Below are 18,888 nucleotides of genomic sequence, written 5' to 3'. Positions count from 1 at the left end.
CGGGCATGCCGCAATCCCGAGGCTGCGGTAGCCTGTCGCCGCATACGCCATGCGTGCGAGGCCGATTTCCCCCAGCACGGCACATTCCATGAATCTCCCTGCCCTGTCAGGAGGCAGTTCCCATGGGCGATCTCGCTACCGTCAGCGAGACGGACAATGAACTCCAGTCGATGACCCTCCAGGAGGTCGCGACCGCCGCCGTCAACTACCACCGATGGCTGACCGACCTGGCCCTGCCCTACCTCGGCGACAACCCGGTCGAGGTGGGCAGCGGCTTCGGTGACTACGCCCAGCACTGGCTGGACGCGGGTGTTCCGGCGATCACCGTCGGTGATATCGAGCCGACCCGCCTGGCTCACCTGCACGAGCGCTTCGACGACGACGAGCGGGTCGAGGTCATGCCGGTGGACTTCTTCTCCCCGCCGCAGCGGGAACACTCCGCGTTGGTCTCGTTCAACGTCATGGAGCACATCGACGACCACGTCGCGGCACTCGCCTCGGCACACCAGCTGCTCCGGCCGGGCGGCGCTGTGATCACCTTCGTGCCGGCCTTCGAGTTCGCGATGGCCAAGTTCGACCGCCAGGTCGGCCATCTGCGCCGGTACACCAAGGCGTCGCTGCGGGCCGCGTACGAGGAGGCCGGGCTCAGCGTCGACCGGCTCCACTACGTGAACGCGCCCGGCCTGTTCGCCTGGCTGCTGGGCGTCCGCATGCTCAGGATGACGCCGGGCGACGGGGCGCTGCTGCGGGTCTGGGACGCCGCCGTCGTGCCCACCGCCCGGGCCCTCGAACGTCTGGTCCGCGCGCCCTTCGGGCAGTCCGTCTTCGCCGTCGGTCACGTCCCCGGCCCGACGGCCACCCCACCACACCCCCGTCAGCCCTGAGGGAGCAATGGTCCCGATGACCATCGACCAGGAAACGCACCTCGACTCCGCGTCGGCCGCCCGAGCGGGCGCCGGCATCGCCGTCGGTCAGATCGAGCTCTCCGTCGTCATGCCCTGCCTCAACGAGGCGGAGACGCTGGCGGTCTGCATCCGCAAGGCGCTGCGCAGCATGGAAGAACTCGGCGTGGTCGGCGAGGTGATCGTCTCGGACAACGGGTCCACCGACGGCTCGCAGGAGATCGCGCTCGCCGAGGGGGCCCGGCTGGTGCACTCCGAGCAGCGCGGGTACGGTGCCGCCCTGCGTACCGGCATCGGCGCCGCCGAGGGTGAGTTCGTCATCATGGCCGACGCGGACGACAGCTACGCGCTGCACAACCTCGGGCCGTTCCTGGAGCGCCTGCGCGCGGGGGCCGATCTGGTGATGGGCAACCGGTTCAAGGGCGGCATCGAACAGGGTGCGATGCCGCCGCTGCACCGGTGGCTGGGCAACCCGGTGCTGTCGTTCCTCGGCCGCACCTTCTTCCGGGTACCCATCGGGGACTTCCACTGCGGAATGCGTGGCTTCCGGCGTGACCGCATCCTGGCGCTGTCGCTGCGTACCTCCGGCATGGAGTTCGCCAGCGAGATGGTGGCCCGGGCCGCGCTCGCCGGGCTGACCATCGAGGAGGTGCCGACCACCCTGGCGCCCGACGGGCGTAGCCGGGCGCCGCACCTGCGCACCTGGCGCGACGGCTGGCGGCACCTGCGGTTCCTGCTCGCGCTGAGCCCGCGCTGGATGCTGCTCTACCCCGGCTTCGCCCTGCTCTTCGGTGGCGGGGCCATGCTGGCCTGGCTGCTCGGCGGCGCCCGCCAGGTGGGCGGCCTCGCCTTCGACCTGCACACCATGCTGGCGGCGGCCACCGCGGTCAGCATCGGCATCCACGCGATCGCCCTCGCCGTGGTGGCGCACGCCCACGCGGTCCACGTCGGGCTACTCAGAGCCGACCGGCGGATCGAGGTACGCATCGCCGACCTGGCGCTACGACGAGGAGTGAGTACAGGTCTCCTGCTGCTGCTCGCCGGCGTGGCCTGCTTCGGCTACGCGCTGTGGAGCTGGGAGCAGGTCAGCTTCGATCAGCTCGACGTGGCCTCGACGATACGGCTGCCGATCGTCGGTGTCGGTCTGATCGTGGTCGGCGTCCAGTCCGTGCTGCTGTCCTTCATCATCGGGCTGACCAGGGTGGGCGAGCTCTGAGCTGAGCCGCGTCACGGGCACGCGAGGCGTCGGTCGACCGACGCCCTGACGGGGGAGACACCGGCGGTGTCTCCCCCGTCGCGCACGTTCAGGCGGGGTCGCGGTCCCGCCTCCAGCTGCTCACGTTGAGGTCCAGCGCGGTGGTGGCGACCAGGTGCGGGTACCGCCGGGCCAGCTGCCAACCGAGCGTCACCGCGTAGACGTCGGCCGTCACGACGCGGTCAACGGTGGACATGTCCACCCCGGCCAGGCGCTGCCGGAACAGCTTGGCCAGCACCGTCGGCCGGACCAGTCGGTACGCCCTGATGTAGATCCGCGTGTGGAAGGCGCCGGCGACCCGCCGGTGCCCCGACTCCAGCGCCTTGGCCGGGGTGTGCAGCGGTCGCAGGGGTTTGACCTGGCTGGTCAGCCGGGTGGTCCGGCGGAGCACCGCCCGTGGCACCTTGTGCACCAGAACCCGCTCGACCCGGCGCAGCGGATGCCGCTGCTCCGCACCGTCGAGGGTGTGGAGGGTCAGCCGGGGATGGTCCCGCACCTCTGCCCAGCTCTCGGCGTCGGACAACTCCCACGCGCCGGTATCCAGGAAGACCAGGTCCACCCAGACGCCCTCGTTGAGCAGACGGCGGACGTAGTTGCGGACGCGCGCGTTCAACCGGTAGACGGTCGAGACGATCATCACCCGAGGATTGTTGTCCGCTCCAGGCACCTGTACCCGCTCCTCCATCACTGGCTGCGACTCGAGATTCACCGCGCCGGCTCCGACCCGTCCACGGCCACCCGCTCGCGGCCCGCGATTGCCCAGAGCCGCTGGTCCAGCGCCTCGAGCAGCTTGTCACGGGTGTAGGCCTGGGCGTAGTCGCTGGCCGCGGCGCGCTGCTCCGGCGTCAGGTCACGGGCCGCCTTGCCGGCCTCGACCATCGAGTTGGCCACCGCCTCCACGTCCAGGCTGTCGGCGTTGAACCAGAGCGGATAACCGTCGAGCACGTCCTTGGCGGCGATACCCGGCGCGTGCACCGAGACGATCGGCCGGCCGGCGGCCATGTACTCGAAGATCTTGCCGGAGGTGACGTACCGGCCGCCGCCGGCGAGGAAGACCAGCACATCGTTCTGCTCGTAGACCGAGGCCACCTCGGTCTTGGAGACCGGGCCGCGGTAGCGGATGCCGATGTCGCCGTCCTCCTCCAGGGGCACCACGGCGCCGTCGGCGCCGAGACCGAGCCCGAGCCGCTGCATCAACTCCCGGCGGCCGGTCTGGAAGAAGCCCAGGTGACCGTGGATGTTGAGCTCGGCGTCGGCCAGCTCGGGGTGCATCCGGGCCCGGGCCCACGACGCGGCCAGTTCCTCGACCGGCTGGGAGTTGGTCAACGTACCCAGGTAGCCGAAGCGCAGCGGCCGGGAGTTGATCTCCTTGTCGACTCCCAGCTCGCCGGCCGGGGGCGTCAGGTCGGCGTCCCAGCCGTTCGGCACGACCAGCATCCGGTCCGCCGCCTCGGGGTAGCGGTCGGCATGCCATTTGCGTAGTGCCTCGTTGACGAAGACCGCGCCGGAGGCCCGGCGCAGCACCCGCTTCTCCCAGCCGAACGCGAGGTGCCCCTCGGGGAAGGCCAGCTCGTCCTTGAACAGGTCGAGGGTCCACGAGTCGCGGTAGTCGACCACGTACGGCACGCCGGTGAGCCGGTTGAAAAGCCAGGCCGCGGCGAACGAGGCGAACGGGTTACCGGTGGCCAGCACGACGTCGAAGCGCTGCTTGGTGTGCAGCCGCAACCCGCGGGCGACCGCGGCCCGCCCCCACGACCAGTAGTGCTCCGGGAACACCCGGCGCTGCCCGAACTGGTACAGCTTGTGCGCCAGCAGCGGCAGCCGCGCCCGGAACCGGCTGTACTTGCGCAGGTCCTTCTCCCAGACGAACTGGTTGAGCGCGGGCCGCTCCACGCGGATCCGCGGGTCGACCGTGCGGGCCAGTTCCTCGTCCACCGAACCGATCACGTCGTGCAGGAAGCTCAGCGGCGAGGCGCACACCGTCACGTCCCAGCCCTTGGCGACCAGGTGGTTGGCGGTGGCCCGCGCCCGGTAGACGCCGCTGGCGCGCGACGGGGGGAAGTAGAACGAGAGGTAGAGGATGCGCGGCGGCCGCGCCGCACGTGGGGGTTTCATGTATGCAGTCCTTAGCAACTCTGCGCTTCAGCCGGCACAGGACGCGGTGACCCGCAACGGCGCGACGGTGTCATAGCTGTACGAAACCTGCGGCTCGGGCAGGTTGCCGGCCGGACAGCCGGCCAACAGGCGGGCGGCGGGGACCATCGAGGGCAGATCGCTCACCACCAGCAGGTCGAAGGGCCTGCGTTGAAGCAGCACGTGCCGGAAGATGAGCCGCTGCTGCCACTCCCCCCAGGTCGGCCGGTCGGCCGGCAGGATGAATGCCCGATGCGCCGGGATCGAGACCCGGCGCGCGTACGCCCTCCTGGCCTTCGTCGCCCACGGCCGCAACGGTCCCCGGCCGGCCAGCCGCAACAGCACGCCCGGGCCATTGAACAGCACCTTCTCCACCGTGCTGGCCGGGTGCAGCTGTTCCAGGCGGGACAGCTCGATCACCTCGACGCCGGGGTCGAAGGTCTCCTCCTCCCACCTCCTGGGGTTCCCGACCAGCACGACGGCCGTGCCCCCGTCCGCCACCACCTGGGCGGACTCCTCGATCACGGCCCGCCTCCGGGTGCCGCCCAGGGCGAGGAAAAGTACGTGCATGTCACAGCCTCACTTGCGGCCGGCGAGTCGCTCGGACCCGGCCGGCACCAACGGTGGGGAGTCAGGGAACCAGATGCCGTGATGGGCGTCCGCCACCGAGCGGTAGCTGTAGCGGGCGGCGAGCCGGTCACGGGCGCGGGCCACGTCGGTGCCGTGCGGGAAGCGGTCCCGCAACCGGCGGTAGCCCTCGACGATGGTGGCCGGGTCGTCGGTGACCTCGATGAGCTCACCCGCGGCGTCCTCGATCCCGGCGAGGGTCTCCTCGGGGCCACCGCAACGGGTGACCAGCACCGGCATGCCGGCGGCGAGCGCCTCGATCACGGTGACGCCGAAGGTCTCCATCCGGCTGGGGTGTACCAGCAGATCGTGCTCGCGCATCGCCCGCAGCGCCTCCTCCGGCGGAACCGCGCCGGTGAACGTGACCGCGTCGGCGACCCCCAGCTCGTCGGCCCGTTCGGTCAGCCGGACCAGCAGGTCGCCCGTCCCCACCATGGTCAGGGTGAGGCTCGGGTCATCGGCCCGGCAGGTGGCGAACGCCTCCAGCAGCAGCTCGACACCCTTGCGCTCGATCAGGCCGCCGACGTAGAGCCAGCGCCGCAGGTCGGTGACCGGCGCGGTGCGAGCCACCTCGAAGTTGATCGGGTTGGCGATGAACTCGATCCGGTCCGCGTGATGGGGGAACGCCTCCAGCAGCGGGCCGCGCACCGCCTCGCCGACGGCGTAGAAGCCGGCGCAGCGGGTCAGCACCTCGTCGTACATCTCCCGCGCCTGCTCGCTGTCGAGGACGCTGTCCAGGAAGGTGGCGTGCTCGGTCACGTAGACCTTGGCGTCGGGCCGGGCGTTGTGCAGCGCGGCCCAGCCGCCGGGCAGGCCGACATGGGCGTGCACGATCGGTGCCTCGATGGGCTTGCCGCCGAGGGCGGTGCGCAGGGTGGAGCTCTGCCGGTGGGCGATCTCGGCGTGCCATCGCCCGCGCGGGATCGGGACCGGGATGTGCAGAAGCTGGGCCCCGCCGACGGTCGGCACCGGTCCCATGGTGCGCCGCAACAGCGCCTGGTTGGCCTCGCTGACCAGGGCGTCTCCCCGGTTCGACAGCTTCGCCACCCACGCGTCGCAGTGGTAGACGGTCATCAGGTCGCACCCGGGGGCGGTGGCCTCGACCATCGCCCGCACAAAGGCCCCGCGGAAGGGCAACTCTCGGGTGGGGAACCAGGGCGTAACGATCGCGACGTTCTTCACAGCAGCTGCCGCCACCCGACTGTGCCTCCAGCTCTCGTCATGGCGTATCCCAAGCTATCACCCGGGCGTGCCCGGGTAGCCGCACCGCACCCCGGGGGCCGGGGTGCGGTGCGGATGGTGCCGTTCGCGGTGGCGGCTCAGCCGATGGCGACAGTGCCCTGGTCGCTGGCGGCCCGGGGGTCCACGTCGACCGTGCTGCCGTCCGAGGCGGACCGGAGCAGCGCGGCGGCGACCTGCACCGTCCGCAGACCCTGTCGCAGCGTCACGATGTCGCTGTTCTTGCCCTCGACCGCGTCCCGGAACCGCTCGTGCTCCACGAGCAGCGGCTCACGCTTCGGGATCGCGTACCGGACCATGTCGCCCTCGGCGACGCCGCGGAAGGCGCGCAGCGCCTCCCATTCGGTGTCGATCGCGCCGTTGGCGTAGAAGGTCAGGTCGGCCGTGAGCGTGTCGGCGACGAAGCAGCCGCGGTCGCCGGTGATCACGGTGGACCGCTCCTTGAGCGGGCTCAGCCAGTTGACCAGATGGTTGACCATCGTGCCGTCGGCCAGCTGGCCGACCACGGCGACCATGTCCTCGTGCAGCCGTCCGCTGCGGAAGACGGTCCGGGCCGAGACGGAGCGGTACTCCTGCCCGGTGACCCAGGCGGTCAGGTCGATGTCGTGGGTGGCCAGATCCATCACCACGCCGACGTCGGCGATCCGGTGCGGGAACGGTCCCTGGCGCCGGGTGACGACCTGGTAGACCTCGCCCAGTTCACCGGCCTCCAGGCGGGTGCGCAGGTTCTGCAGGGCCGGGTTGTACCGCTCGATGTGGCCGACGCCGGCCACCAGGCCGGCGGACTCGAACGCCTCGACGAGCCGGGTCGCCGCCTCGACGGACTGGGCGAGCGGCTTCTCGATCAGCGCGGACACGCCGTTCGCGGCCAGTTCGAGGCCGATCTGCTCGTGCAGCGCTGTCGGGCAGGCCACCACGGCGTAGTCGATGCCCATGGCCAGCAGCTCGCCCAGCTCGGGCACCACCGGCGCGCGAAGGGTCCCGGTGGTGTCACCCGCCGGGTCGACGATGCCGACCAACTCGACACCGTCGAGGTTGGACAGCACCCGGGCGTGGTTGCGGCCCATCGCCCCGAGGCCGATCAGACCGGCGCGCAGGCGGGCCTGCCCCGAGGCGGTCACCGCAGGCCCCCGGCGATGTTGGCGCCGTCGGCGATGCGCTCGAGGTCCGCCTGGCTCAGCGACGGGTGCACCGGCAGCGAGATGACCTCGGCGGCGGCCCGCTCGGTCTCCGGCAGGTCCCACGGGCCCGGCTTGCCGTTCTCGTCGAGGTACGGCTTGAGCCGGTGGATCGGGGTCGGGTAGTAGACCGCGTTGCCGATCCCCAGCTCGGTGAGCCGCTGCTGGGCGGCGTCCCGGCCCTGCGTCCGCACCGTGTACTGGTGGTAGACGTGCTTGGCGTCGTCGGCCACCGGCGGCGTGACCATGCCGGTGATCCGGGAGTCCAGGAACTTGGCGTTGGCGCGGCGCTGCTCCGTCCACTCCGGAAGCTGGCGCAGCTGCACCCGGCCGATGGCGGCGGCCACGTCGGTCATCCGCATGTTGGCGCCGACGATCTCGTTTGCGTACCGCTGCTCCATGCCCTGGTTGCGCAGCAGCCGCAGCGTCCGGGCCAGCTCGGCGTCGGCGGTGGTGATCATGCCGCCCTCCAGGGCGTGCATGTTCTTCGTGGGGTAGAAGCTGAAGCAGCCGGCAGTGCCGAAGGCACCGACCGGGCAGCCACCGAGCTGTGCCCCGTGCGCCTGCGCGGCGTCCTCGATCACGGCGAGGCCGTGCCGCTCCGCGATGGCCATGATCTGGTCCATCGCGGCGGGGTGGCCGTACAGGTGCACCGGCATGATCGCGACGGTGCGCGGGGTGACGGCGGCGGCCACCGCCTCCGGGTTGAGGCAGAAGCTCCCCGGCTCGATGTCGACGAAGACCGGCTCCGCGCCGACCAGGCGGATGGCGTTCCCGCTGGCGGCGAAGGAGAAGGAGGGAACGATGATCTCGTCGCCGGGGCCGTAGCCCAGCGCCATCAACGAGAGCTGGAGGGCAGAGGTGCCCGAGTTGACGGCGACACAGTGCCGGCCGGAGACGAGCTCGCTGAACTCCTCCTCGAACGCGGCGACCTCCGGGCCCTGTACCACCCGGCCGCTGCGCAGCACCCGGACCGCCGCCTCGATCTCGGCTTCGCCGATCACCGGCCTGGCTGGGGGGATGAACTCAGCAGCGTCAAGCCCAGTCATGGGCTGTCCTCCTGTCGACATGGGTCCTCTTCCGCGGGGGATGCTAACGGGTCCGAAGGCTGGCGAACCGGCCAGTGGGGCTGGATCCGACCACAATCGGAAACTTGGGTCAGGTCATCGGATCGGGCAAGATCATCACGGACTGGACGTCCGCATGCTACCCCCCAGAGCTGTCGCGATCGAAGCGACCAGTTCCGGCAGGTCAGCCATGGTCAGCGGCGCGCGAGCGATCGCCAACCGCCAGTAGACCGGCCCGACGATCAAGTCGACGGCCCGGTCCGGATCGATGCTCGCCGGCAGCTCGCCCCGGTCGATCGCCCGACCGATCAGCAGTTCGCCGACGTGGTGCTGGTGCGTCCGCAGTGCGGCCTGGAGGGTCTCGGCGATCTGCGGATTCCGGGCCGCCTCGGCGAGGAGGTCCGGGATGATCTGCGCTGCCAGCGGGTGCTGCAACGCCTTGCTCATGACCATCAGCAGGACGGTCAGGTCACCCTGGAGGCTGCCGGTGTCCATCAACGGGAGCTTCTGCCCGGCCACCGACGAGACCACCTCGAGCACCAGCTCAAGCTTGGATCGCCAGCGCCGGTAGACCGCCGTCTTGCTGACCCCGGCCCGCCGGGCCACCGCCTCGATCGAGAGTCGTCCGTACCCGACCGCCGCCAGTTCCTGCATCACGGCACGCCGGATGGCTGCCGTGATGTCACCGCGGAGCACCGCGGCACCGGCCGGAGCCCGCCTCTTCTCGATGGTCACGTGGGACAATGTAGCGCAGCGACGATACGGTTGCGTCCTGACGTGGTTTGAACTACGTTTCCGGCAGCGACAAGGCGCTGGCGTTCATCGCTGTGGCCAGGTTCGCGACAAGTCGCGCGCATCCTCGCAGGTACGGAAAGATCGGAGCGCCCATCCATGTCCAACACGGCGGTGGCTGACGCCGAGTCGGGACTGAGCCGGGCGGAACTCGCCGCCCGGCACGGCCTGACCGTCGCCGGCGAGCGGCCCAGCCTGCCCGGCTACGCCCACCAACTGTGGTCGTACCGGCATTTCATCGCTGCATACGCCAACGCGAAGCTCGCTGCGACCTTCGCCACAGCACGGCTCGGTCGCGTCTGGCAGGTGCTGACACCGCTGACCAATGCGGCGATCTATTACCTGATCTTCGGCGTCATCCTGGGGACGAAGAACGGCATCCCGAACTTCATCGCCTATCTCTGCGTCGGCCTCTTCGTCTTCAACTTCACCCAGGCCGCCGTCCTCAACGGCACCCAGTCGATCACCAGCAACCTGGGGCTGATCCGCGCGCTGCACTTCCCCCGGGCCTCCATGCCCATCGCGGTGACCCTGACCCAGTTCCAGAATCTGATCTCCGCGATGATCGTACTGATCGGCATCGTGCTGGTCACCGGTGAGCCGCTCAACCTGGACTGGCTGCTGCTGGTGCCCGCCCTGCTGCTTCAGTCGATCTTCAACGCCGGCCTGGCCCTGGCCATGGCCCGGCTCGGCTCCAAGCTCACCGACATCAAGCAGCTGATGCCGTTCGTGATGCGCACCTGGATGTACGCCTCCGGCGTGCTCTACAGCGTCGACAACTTCGTCAAGCACCTGCCGACGACGGCGGCCACGCTGATCCACGGCAATCCGCTGCTGGTCTACATCGAGCTGGTCCGGCACGCCCTGCTGGAGGGCGCCCCGATGACCTCCAAGGTCTCCACCCTGTTCCTGATGGGGACGGTCTGGGCACTCCTGGTCGGCGTCGGCGGATTCGTCTACTTTTGGCGCGGTGAACAGGAGTACGGTCGTGGCTGAACTGGACCAGCGGGTGGCCGCCCCGGCGCAGGTCGCCGAGCAGCGGATCCCCACCGTCATCGCTGACGACGTGCACCTGATCTACAAGGTGCACGGGGCGGCCAGTGCCGGCAACGCCAGCCCGGTAGCCGCACTCAAGCGGCTGGTCAGCCGGACCAACGCCCCGAACGTGCGGGAGGTGCACGCGGTCAAGGGCGTGAGCTTCGTCGCGTACCGGGGTGAGGCGATCGGGCTCATCGGCAGCAACGGCTCCGGCAAGTCGACCCTGCTGCGGGCGATTGCCGGGCTGATGCCGACCAGCCGGGGCGCCCTCTACACCCAGGGCCAGCCATCGCTGCTGGGCGTCAACGCCGCGCTGCTCAACGACCTGTCCGGGGAGCGGAACGTGGCGCTGGGCTGCCTGGCGATGGGGATGACCCCCGAGCAGGTCCGCAAGCTGACCCCCGAGATCATCGAGTTCTCCGGGATCAACGAGCGGGGCGACTTCGCCACGCTGCCGATGCGCACGTACTCCTCGGGCATGTCCGCCCGGCTCCGGTTCGCCATCGCCGCCGCCAAGAAGCACGACGTGCTGCTGATCGACGAGGCGCTGGCCACCGGTGACGCCCGGTTCCGCCGGCGCAGCGAGCAGCGGGTGCGGGAGCTGCGCGAGGAGGCGGGCACCGTGTTCCTGGTCAGCCACTCGATCGGCACCATCCGGGACACCTGTGAGCGCAGCATCTGGCTGGAGTCGGGGCTGATCCGGATGGACGGCCCGACGCCCGAGGTGATCGACGCGTACGAGCGGTTCATGAAGAAGTGACGTCGCGCCTGGCACCCGGTCGTCGCCGGGTGCCAGGGTCGGCGACCGCCGGCGCTAAGGTCGTAGCGGCGGTGTCCGAAAACTGCCACGCCCACCAATTACTCCCGTGAACCAGAGGACGGCGATGACCCAGCAGCACCCGACGGCACCGGCGACCACACCGGAGGGCGTGACGCCCTGGCGGCCGTCGCGGACCGTCGCGGTCGTGCTCGCCGGGGGTACCGGGGTCCGTCTCGGGCTGGGCATCCCGAAGCAGCTGATCAAGATCGCCGGCAAGCCGATCATCGAGCACACCCTGGCCGTCTTCGAGGCCACGCCGGAGATCGACGAGATCATCGTGCTGATGGCCGCCGGCCACGTCGCCGACGCGCAGCGGATCGTGGCCGACGCCGGGTTCCGCAAGGTCAGCCAGGTGATCGAGGGCGGTGACACCCGCAACGCCACCACCCGCATCGCGCTGGACGCGGTCGGCGAGGGCGATCTCAACCTGCTCTTCCACGACGCGGTCCGCCCGCTGGTCAGCGCCCGGATCGTGCGTGAGTGCGTGAACGCGCTCTGGACGTACTCGGCGGTCGACGTGGCCATCCCGTCGGCCGACACGATCATCCAGGTCGACGAGAACGACTGCATCACCGACATCCCCGTCCGCGCCACCCTGCGCCGCGGCCAGACCCCGCAGGCGTTCCGGTCCGGCACCATCCGGGAGGCGTACCGGCGGGCCGAGGGCGACCCCGGCTTCGCCGCCACCGACGACTGCGGCGTGGTGCTGCGCTACCTGCCCGACACGCCAATCAAGGTGATCGACGGCTCGGACGAGAACATCAAGGTCACCCACCCGGTCGACGTGCACCTGGCGGACAAGCTCTTCCAGCTCGCCGCCGCCCAGGCACCCCGGGTGCACGACCACCGCAGCTACACCGAGGAGCTGACCGGCCGGACCATCGTGGTCTTCGGCGGCAGCTACGGCATCGGCCACGACCTCACCGAGCTGGCCCGGCGCTACGGCGCCCAGGTCTTCCCGTTCAGCCGATCCACCACGGGAACCCACGTGGAGCGGGCGGAGGACGTGGCGGCGGCGCTGAGGACCGCCTTCGAGGCGACCGGCCGGATCGACCACGTGGTGGTCACCGCCGGGATCCTCGAGAAGGGCGCCCTCGCCGAGATGGACGAGGAGACGATGGACCGCCTCCTGCACGTCAACTTCGTCGGCCCGGTCACCATCGCCCGGCAGTCCCTGCCGTACCTCCAGCAGACCAAGGGCCAACTGCTGCTCTACACCTCCAGCTCGTACACCCGGGGCCGGGCCCGGTACGCGCTCTACTCGGCCACCAAGGCCGCCCTGGTGAACCTGACCCAGGCGCTCGCCGACGAGTGGGCCGAGTTCGGCGTACGCGTCAACTGCGTCAACCCGGAGCGCACCGCCACCCCAATGCGTACCCGGGCGTTCGGCGAGGAGCCGGAGCACACGCTGCTCTCCGCCGAGGCGGTCGCGCAGGCCTCCCTGGACGTTCTCGTCTCCGACCTGACCGGCCAGGTCATCGACGTCCGCCGGCCCCCCGGCGAGCAGGTGGCCCCGGTGGCGCCCGGCGACCAGGTGGTCGCGGTGCCCGCGCAGCCGGGCGCGGACCTCGGCACCAGACGCGGCGAGCAGTTGCCCACCGGCGTCGACGCCTGACCGGACGACCAGCGGAACGGAACGGTAACAATGCGTGGTGACCTGGTCCGCAAGCTGCTCGCTCGGGTGCTGACCACCGGGCTGGCGGTGCTGGCGTTCCTCGTGGTGGCGCTCACCGGGGCGACCGGTTGGGGGCTGGCGATCGCGGTCGCCGCCCTGGCCGCCGCCGCGTGGGAACGCCGGGTGCGACCCACCGCCGACGGCGTCGCCGAGTCGGTGCTCGTGGCCGCCGGGATCCTGGTCGGGTACGCCCGCCGGCTCGACGCCGGCTTCGACCCGGCGCTGGCCGCCACCGCGCTGGTGTTGCTCGGCCTGGTGCTGCTGGTGGGGCCGCTGCGCGACGCCGGCGCCCTGGAGATCCGCGCGGCCAACCTTCCGGTCCGCTCGTGGGCCCCGCTGGTCGCCGGCCGGCTCGGTGACGCGCTGCTGGTGCTGCTCGCCCTGGTGGCGGTGGCCGCCGGCCTCGCCCTGCCCGGCTGGGTGGCGCTGGCCGCCACCCTGCTGGTCGGCGCGGGCTGCGGCGCGGTCGGGCTCGACCTGGCGCGGCGGCGGTTCCGGCCGCCGGCCGGGGGCGGCCCGGTGGGCCGGGCGCTACGCCGGCACCAGCCCGAGTTCGTGCTCTACTTCTCCGCCCCGCCCGGGTCGGAGTACCAGGTCACCATGTGGCTGCCGTACCTGGAACGGATCGGCCGGCCGTTCCTGGTCCTGCTGCGCGAGCCGGAGTTCCTGCCCGCCGTCGCCGCCGCGACCCGCGCACCGGTGGTCTTCTGCCCGACGCTGCAGGCCATGGACGAGGCGCTGGTCCCCAGCCTGCGGGCGGCGTTCTACGTCAACCACGGCGCGAAGAACAGTCACTGCATCCGCTTCGCGCACCTCACCCACGTGCAGCTGCACCACGGCGACAGCGACAAGGCGCCGAGCGCCAACCCGGTCTCGGCGATCTTCGACAAGATCTTCGTGGCCGGCCAGGCGGCGATCGACCGGTACGCCCGGGCCGGCGTGGAGATCCCCGCCGAGAAGTTCGTGGTGGTCGGCCGGCCCCAGGTGGAGGCGATCGAGGTACGCCGGGAGCCGACCACCGGCCTGGCGCAGCCGACCGTGCTCTACACCCCCACCTGGACGGGGCACCACGCCGACGCAAACTACTGCTCGCTGCCGGTGGCCGAGACGATGCTCCGCCGGCTACTGGACCGGGGTGCCACGGTGATCCTTCGGCACCACCCGTACACCGCGCAGAACCCGGCCTCGGCGCGGCAGCTGGCCCGGCTCACCGAGCTGCTCGCCGCGGACAAGGCGACGACCGGCCGGACCCACCTGTGGGGCGCGGCGGCCACCCGGGAGCTGACTTTGACCGATTGCGTCAACCGCGCCGACGCGCTGGTCTCGGACGTCTCCGGGGTCATCTCCGACTGGCTCTACTCGGGCAAGCCTTATGCCGTCACCGACATGGGCGCTGACGGCGAGGACTTCGTCGGGCGGTTCCCCCTCGCCGGCTCGGGTTACGTGCTGCGCCGGGATATGTCCAACGTGGACGGGGTGCTGACCGAGCTGCTCGACACCGACCCGAAGGCGGCGGCTCGCTGGGCCACCCGCACCCGCTACCTGGGCGACTTCCCCGCCGAGGCGTACGCCGAGGCGTTCCTTGACGCCGCCCGCCGGCAGCTCGAACCGGGCTGGACCCCGCTGGCCCCGCGCGGCGCCGGAGCGGCCGCGCCGGACGGCTCGCCGTTCTCTCCCACCGCCTGAGCCACTCTCACCTCCTGACCGCCCCGCCACCCCCGGCGGGGCGGTCTTGCGTGTGCGGAAGATCACCCGCTATCCAATCACCATTGTAAATATTCAACATCATCATCATACTTGCTCGCGGGCAGCCCACCGGCGAGACGTCGCCGGCCCCTCCCGGCGACGCGGTCCGCCGCACGCCGCCACTCTTCGTCCACAGGAGCACGTATGCCAACCTTCCTTCGTCGACTCGCGCTCTGGCTCGGCGCGCTCGCGCTCGCCGTGATGGCCGCACTGACCGGTCCGACCGCCGCCCAGGCGGCAGCGCCGGCCTGGCCCACGCTGGGCAACGGCTCGACCGGCGCCAACGTCACCACCGCCCAGTACCTGCTCCGCCACCGCGGCTACAGCCTCACGGTCGACGGCCAGTACGGCCCCGGCACCACCTCGGTGGCGAAGTCCTTCCAGTCGGCCAACGGCCTCGGCGCCGACGGCGTCATCGGGCCACAGACCTGGGGCAAGCTGGTGGTCACCCTGAACGCCGGCGCCAACAACGACGCGGTCCGCGCGCTGCAGACCTCACTCAACAAGTACGGCTACGGCCTGTCCGTGGACGGTGCCTGGGGTCCGGCCACAACCTCGGCGGTGCAGTCGTTCCAGTCGCGCAACGGGCTCGCCGTCGACGGCATCGTCGGGCCGGCGACCTGGCAGTACCTGGTCGGCGGCAGCGGCGGCGGCACCGGCAACTATCGCCTGATCATCGGCAAGTCGGTGCTGCCTCGCAGCGAGTACGACGACCCGCACCACGACTACCCGGCGATCGACCTGCCCACCGTGACCGGCACGACCGCGTACGCGATCACCTCCGGCACGGTCGGGCACGTGGGCGGCAACTGCGGTCTCGGCATCGGCATCACCGCCGACGACGGCGCCTACTACCTCTACTGCCACCTGAATTCGCGCTCGGTCGGCGCCGGTGCCCGGGTCAGCGCCGGCCAGGTCCTCGGCTACACCGGGGCCACCGGCAACGTGACCGGCCCGCACCTGCACCTGGAGGTCAGGGTCAACGGCGCCAACCGCTGCCCGCAGAACATGCTGCTGGCCCTCTACGACGGCGTCACACCACCCGCCCCATCCGCCCTGCCCGCCACCGGCTGCACGTACTGACGGCAACCCTCGGCCGTGATGTCGTCGCCCCGTCCGCGGGACGACGACATCACGGCCCGTCGGGCGTCGCGTACGGCGCGAGCAGGTCGAGGACGACGGCGGGGTCCTCGACGTGCGCGCTGTGGCCGAGCCCCGACAGGGTCACCACCGGCACGCCCAGTTCCTTGAGCTGCGCGTCGGTCACCATCGGGTCCTGCTCACCCCGGGCCAGCAGCACCGGCACGTCGGTCGCGGCGAGCAGGGCGGGCAGCCGCGGCTCCCCCACCGCGAACGCGGCCGGATCCATGGCCAGCCGCCAACGGCCGTCCTCGCGGCGCAGCCCGGCGTCCACCACCGGATGGTCGGGGGCGAAGAGCCCCGCCAGTCCGGCGACCCGCAGATAGCGGCGGGCCGCCTCGTCCCGGCTGGAGAACCAGGTCACCGGCCGCTCGGCCAGCTCGCGGGCCTTGTCGAGCTCGGCCGGGGACCAGGCGACCTTGATGCCGAGCCCGATCACCGCGTCGATCGGCAGCCGCCGCATCCGCGCGGCGAGCGCCAGCGCCACCACCCCGCCGAGCGAGTGCCCGAGCACGACCAGCCGGTCGTCGGCGCCGAGCCGGTCGGCGACCGGGCCGAGCCCCGTCACCAACCGGTCCGCCAGGGCCTCGAAGGAGTACGCCGGCAGCGGCGGCGACCAGCCGTGGCCGGCCAGGTCGGGGGCCAGCCAGCGCCCCGCCCACCGGTGTTCCAGCAGCGGCGCCCAGGGCAGCCACACCTCGCCGGTGGCGCCCAGTCCGTGCAGCAGCAGTAGATGGCGGCTACCCGTCTCGTCGGCCATACGGCGAAGTGTCGCATCGGACCGGCCACCCACGCGAGACACCGCGCATACGAGGTCGGGCACCGGCTCACATGAGCCGGTGCCCGACAGGGGGGAGGGATGCGATCAGGACGAGTAGCCGCGGGTGGCGGCCCAGTTCGCCAGGTCGATGGTGCTGATCCAGTACTCGGGCAGCGCCGGGTTCGCCGAGTCGGCGATCCGGGCGATCCGGCCGTCGTCCTTGTAGCCGACCACCGCGATGTAGTGACCGCCGGGGAACGAGTGCCAGCCGCCGTTGGTGTCGGTGGCGGAGCCGGCGATGTTGACCACCACGCCACGGCCGTCGGTGACCGCGTTGACCAGGTCCGCCTGGAGCTGGTCCATCTGGGCCGGGGTCGCGGCCTGACCGGGGATCATGTGGGTCCGGTACGGGCTGCCCTTGACCATCTTGTTCAGCCCGCGGGTGGTGTCCTCGGCCGAGTTGGTGCCGTTCATGCCGGCGTTCAGCGGCACGGCCATCGCGTCCTGGGTGGTCTCGACGCCGCTCGCGCTCAGCGCGTTGCGCACCGCGGCCGGGCCACAGTTCCAGTAGGCGGTCTGCGCCTGGTAGTCGTAGTCGAGGACCTTGGTCACCGGCGCCTTCGGCTTCGGCTTGGCCGTACGGGTCACGTCCGGGTCCGCCTTGGCCTTGCTCGGCGACGCCGACGCGCTCGGCGAGCCGGACGGTGACGCGCTCGGCGAGTCGGACGGCGACGGGGCGGCGAGGCGCGCCTCGCTGCGGCTGGCGACCTCGCCGAGGCGGGGGGCCAGCTCGGCGACGGCGGCGGTGTGCTCCTGGGGGGCGGGCGCCGCGTCGGCGCTGGCCAGCGCGGCGCTGGCGCCGCCGGCGAGCACGAGGGCCGCGGCCGAGCCGGCGACGATCTGGTACGGGCGCTCGGTCGCGAGGCGCCGCAGCTGTCGCTTCAGGTGGTGCTTCACGTGTGTTCCTCCACGAGGGCCTGAGCGGCGCACGCCGGCCCGACGCGCGGACAGGGTCACGCGCGTTGCCGGGCGGGGTGGCCACGGGAAAGGGAGCGCCCGGTGAACCGGGCTGCGGGAGCGGGTTGCCGGAAGCTCGGTCGCCGGTCAGGCGAGCGAGGGCACCGCGGCGCCGTGGAGGCGGGGGGAAGATCGGGGGGAGGTTGGCACGAGGATGTGACTCCTTCCGTGGCCGCCTACCGGGTTAGCTGACGGATTCGGGCGGGAAGAACGCCCTACCGCGGGCCGCAGCTCGCGGATTCACCCCGGTGTTGCACTGGGTCCCCGGTTCGTGAAAGATCACGATTAAGCGGGTCGGCGCGGCGTCGCCACCTGCGATCGGTAACCGCACCGGACGCGCCGACACTACCGGTGGGTTCTCCTCCTGCCAACCACTCCGACCTGCTTAAACATCGGAATTACCGGCGCCGACCGGAACAGCCCGCAACTGACGTAACTCAATGGGACAAGCAGTTATCGCGGAACTGTCAGGCAAGAATCGGACACCGGGTGGACGATCAACCTGGAATTGCGGGAGTCGATCGCCCACACTGATCCGGATGACCGTTTCCGGGCAGCCAGTGACGCGGCTCACCGAAGTTGGTAACGATTCATCCGACCCGTGCCGGACGAAAGCGCGCGCTACGGCCGGCCGGCACCGCAGCGCGGGCCGTCGCCACCGCCTCGGTACGGCGTATCGGGGCCGCGCCGGTGTGCAGCGCCTCGGCGGCGGCGAACGCCTCCACGGCCAGGGCGCGGGCCGACTCGGCGGCCAGCGCGGCGTCGCGCCAGGCCCGCTGCTCCCCCTCGGCGGCAGCCCGCCAGCCGGCCCGCCGGCGGTCGCGTACCACCCGGGCCAGAACGATCTCCTGCTCGGCCGGGTGCCGGCGCGGATCCCACCCGTTGCGATGGGCCAGCACGTCAGCGAGTTGGCGGGCCGACAGGTCGCCGTGCCAGTGCGCCGCCATCGCGGCATGGTGCAGCCACCGTTCCCGGGCCGCGTACTCGGCCGGCGTGCGGAGGGTACGCGGCTCAGGCAGCACGGCGGCACCGGCGAGCCGCCGGGCGCTCGTCTCGGCCGCGTCGTACGCCCGCCAGGCCCGGTCGGCCGCCGCCTGGGCGGTCAGCCACCGCTCGCGGCGCCGGCGAGCGGTCTGCGCGGCCCCGGCGGCTGCCACCGCCACCTCGTCGGCGTACCGGCGCAGGTCGGCGCGGCGGGCCGCCTCCTCAGCCGCCGGATCAGGCGCAACATCCGCCGGAACGTCCCGCTCGGGCCGGGCGACCAGCGCGGCCAGCAGGCCCAGGGCGAACACGAGCAGGCCCGACCAGATGGCGGCGGCCTCGGGAACCTTGCTGAGGAAGTGGTGGAGAACGGTCTGCTGCATGGTCGGCACCTCACGGAAACGACGTGACGAGGAGGTCCGCACTGGCCCGCGGGCGGGGCGCGACCGGGTACGGGCGCCGCCGCGCCGCCGTCGGGCGGATGCGGGGTGAGGTTCGGTCGGACGGCGAGGCGGGCC

17 protein-coding genes and 1 riboswitch are annotated in these 18,888 nt (G+C 71.5%); of the genes, 7 read left to right on the top strand and 10 right to left on the bottom strand.

Annotated elements, in window-relative coordinates; genetic code table 11:
• The first annotated feature begins 122 nt into the window (after positions 1 to 122).
• A complete protein-coding gene (locus tag ACIRG9_RS19070; RefSeq protein ID WP_402857253.1) occupies positions 123 to 884 on the top strand; it encodes a class I SAM-dependent methyltransferase in 762 nt (253 codons plus the stop codon).
• A 16-nt stretch (positions 885 to 900) separates the two neighbouring features.
• On the top strand, positions 901 to 2,118 hold the full coding sequence (locus tag ACIRG9_RS19065; protein ID WP_402857251.1) for a glycosyltransferase family 2 protein: 1,218 nt from the start codon (positions 901 to 903) through the stop codon (positions 2,116 to 2,118).
• Positions 2,119 to 2,206: 88 nt separating this feature from the next.
• Here the strand turns inward: ACIRG9_RS19065 and ACIRG9_RS19060 are convergent, their stop codons facing one another.
• The 7 genes from ACIRG9_RS19060 to ACIRG9_RS19030 form a co-directional block, all read right to left on the bottom strand.
• Complete coding sequence (locus ACIRG9_RS19060; RefSeq protein WP_402857249.1) at positions 2,207 to 2,794, bottom strand: hypothetical protein; 588 nt, start codon at positions 2,792 to 2,794, stop codon at positions 2,207 to 2,209.
• 68 nt (positions 2,795 to 2,862) lie between these two features.
• The gene (locus ACIRG9_RS19055; RefSeq protein WP_402857247.1) at positions 2,863 to 4,272 is read right to left on the bottom strand and encodes a glycosyltransferase; all 1,410 of its coding nucleotides are present in this window, start codon (positions 4,270 to 4,272) and stop codon (positions 2,863 to 2,865) included.
• A 27-nt stretch (positions 4,273 to 4,299) separates the two neighbouring features.
• Positions 4,300 to 4,860 (bottom strand): hypothetical protein, encoded by a 561-nt coding sequence (locus ACIRG9_RS19050; RefSeq protein WP_402857245.1) that lies wholly within the window; start codon positions 4,858 to 4,860, stop codon positions 4,300 to 4,302.
• 9 nt (positions 4,861 to 4,869) lie between these two features.
• Positions 4,870 to 6,114: a glycosyltransferase gene (locus ACIRG9_RS19045; protein WP_402857243.1), complete on the bottom strand. Its 1,245-nt coding sequence runs from the start codon at positions 6,112 to 6,114 to the stop codon at positions 4,870 to 4,872.
• A 122-nt stretch (positions 6,115 to 6,236) separates the two neighbouring features.
• Positions 6,237 to 7,277: a Gfo/Idh/MocA family protein gene (locus ACIRG9_RS19040; RefSeq protein WP_402857241.1), complete on the bottom strand. Its 1,041-nt coding sequence runs from the start codon at positions 7,275 to 7,277 to the stop codon at positions 6,237 to 6,239.
• A complete protein-coding gene (locus tag ACIRG9_RS19035) occupies positions 7,274 to 8,383 on the bottom strand; it encodes a DegT/DnrJ/EryC1/StrS family aminotransferase (protein ID WP_402857239.1) in 1,110 nt (369 codons plus the stop codon). Before ACIRG9_RS19035 ends, ACIRG9_RS19040 begins: the two co-directional genes overlap by 4 nt.
• 135 nt (positions 8,384 to 8,518) lie before the next feature.
• On the bottom strand, positions 8,519 to 9,136 hold the full coding sequence (locus ACIRG9_RS19030) for a TetR/AcrR family transcriptional regulator (protein ID WP_402857237.1): 618 nt from the start codon (positions 9,134 to 9,136) through the stop codon (positions 8,519 to 8,521).
• A 156-nt stretch (positions 9,137 to 9,292) separates the two neighbouring features.
• On the opposite strand from ACIRG9_RS19030, the gene ACIRG9_RS19025 reads away from it, so the two are divergent.
• The 5 genes from ACIRG9_RS19025 to ACIRG9_RS19005 all read left to right on the top strand — a co-directional run bounded on the left by ACIRG9_RS19025 (position 9,293) and on the right by ACIRG9_RS19005 (position 15,555).
• Entirely contained in the window at positions 9,293 to 10,189 is an 897-nt protein-coding gene (locus tag ACIRG9_RS19025; protein ID WP_402857235.1) for an ABC transporter permease, read from the top strand.
• Positions 10,182 to 10,991, top strand: a complete 810-nt coding sequence (locus ACIRG9_RS19020) for an ABC transporter ATP-binding protein (protein ID WP_402857233.1) — start codon at positions 10,182 to 10,184, stop codon at positions 10,989 to 10,991. Before ACIRG9_RS19025 ends, ACIRG9_RS19020 begins: the two co-directional genes overlap by 8 nt.
• Before the next feature lie 124 nt (positions 10,992 to 11,115).
• Positions 11,116 to 12,666: an SDR family NAD(P)-dependent oxidoreductase gene (locus tag ACIRG9_RS19015; protein ID WP_402857231.1), complete on the top strand. Its 1,551-nt coding sequence runs from the start codon at positions 11,116 to 11,118 to the stop codon at positions 12,664 to 12,666.
• Between the two features lie 30 nt (positions 12,667 to 12,696).
• Positions 12,697 to 14,412, top strand: coding sequence for a CDP-glycerol glycerophosphotransferase family protein (locus tag ACIRG9_RS19010; protein WP_402857229.1), 1,716 nt, complete (start codon positions 12,697 to 12,699; stop codon positions 14,410 to 14,412).
• Between the two features lie 204 nt (positions 14,413 to 14,616).
• Positions 14,617 to 15,555, top strand: a complete 939-nt coding sequence (locus ACIRG9_RS19005; RefSeq protein WP_402857227.1) for a peptidoglycan-binding protein — start codon at positions 14,617 to 14,619, stop codon at positions 15,553 to 15,555.
• A 49-nt stretch (positions 15,556 to 15,604) separates the two neighbouring features.
• Here ACIRG9_RS19005 and ACIRG9_RS19000 read toward each other — a convergent pair whose 3' ends face one another.
• From ACIRG9_RS19000 to ACIRG9_RS18990, 3 genes are all read right to left on the bottom strand, one after another.
• Positions 15,605 to 16,372, bottom strand: coding sequence for an alpha/beta fold hydrolase (locus tag ACIRG9_RS19000; RefSeq protein ID WP_402857225.1), 768 nt, complete (start codon positions 16,370 to 16,372; stop codon positions 15,605 to 15,607).
• A 105-nt stretch (positions 16,373 to 16,477) separates the two neighbouring features.
• Positions 16,478 to 17,329: a C39 family peptidase gene (locus tag ACIRG9_RS18995; RefSeq protein WP_402857223.1), complete on the bottom strand. Its 852-nt coding sequence runs from the start codon at positions 17,327 to 17,329 to the stop codon at positions 16,478 to 16,480.
• 218 nt (positions 17,330 to 17,547) lie between these two features.
• Positions 17,548 to 17,691, bottom strand: a riboswitch (cyclic di-AMP (ydaO/yuaA leader).
• Positions 17,692 to 17,979: 288 nt separating this feature from the next.
• Complete coding sequence (locus tag ACIRG9_RS18990) at positions 17,980 to 18,753, bottom strand: hypothetical protein (protein WP_402857221.1); 774 nt, start codon at positions 18,751 to 18,753, stop codon at positions 17,980 to 17,982.
• Between the last annotated feature and the right edge of the window lie 135 nt (positions 18,754 to 18,888).

The organism is Micromonospora sp. NPDC093277, assembly GCF_044765245.1.
Classification (GTDB): Bacteria; Actinomycetota; Actinomycetes; order Mycobacteriales; family Micromonosporaceae; genus Micromonospora.
The sequence above is the reverse complement of the archived record's forward strand: the minus strand, read 5'-3'. Positions and strand labels throughout refer to the sequence as shown.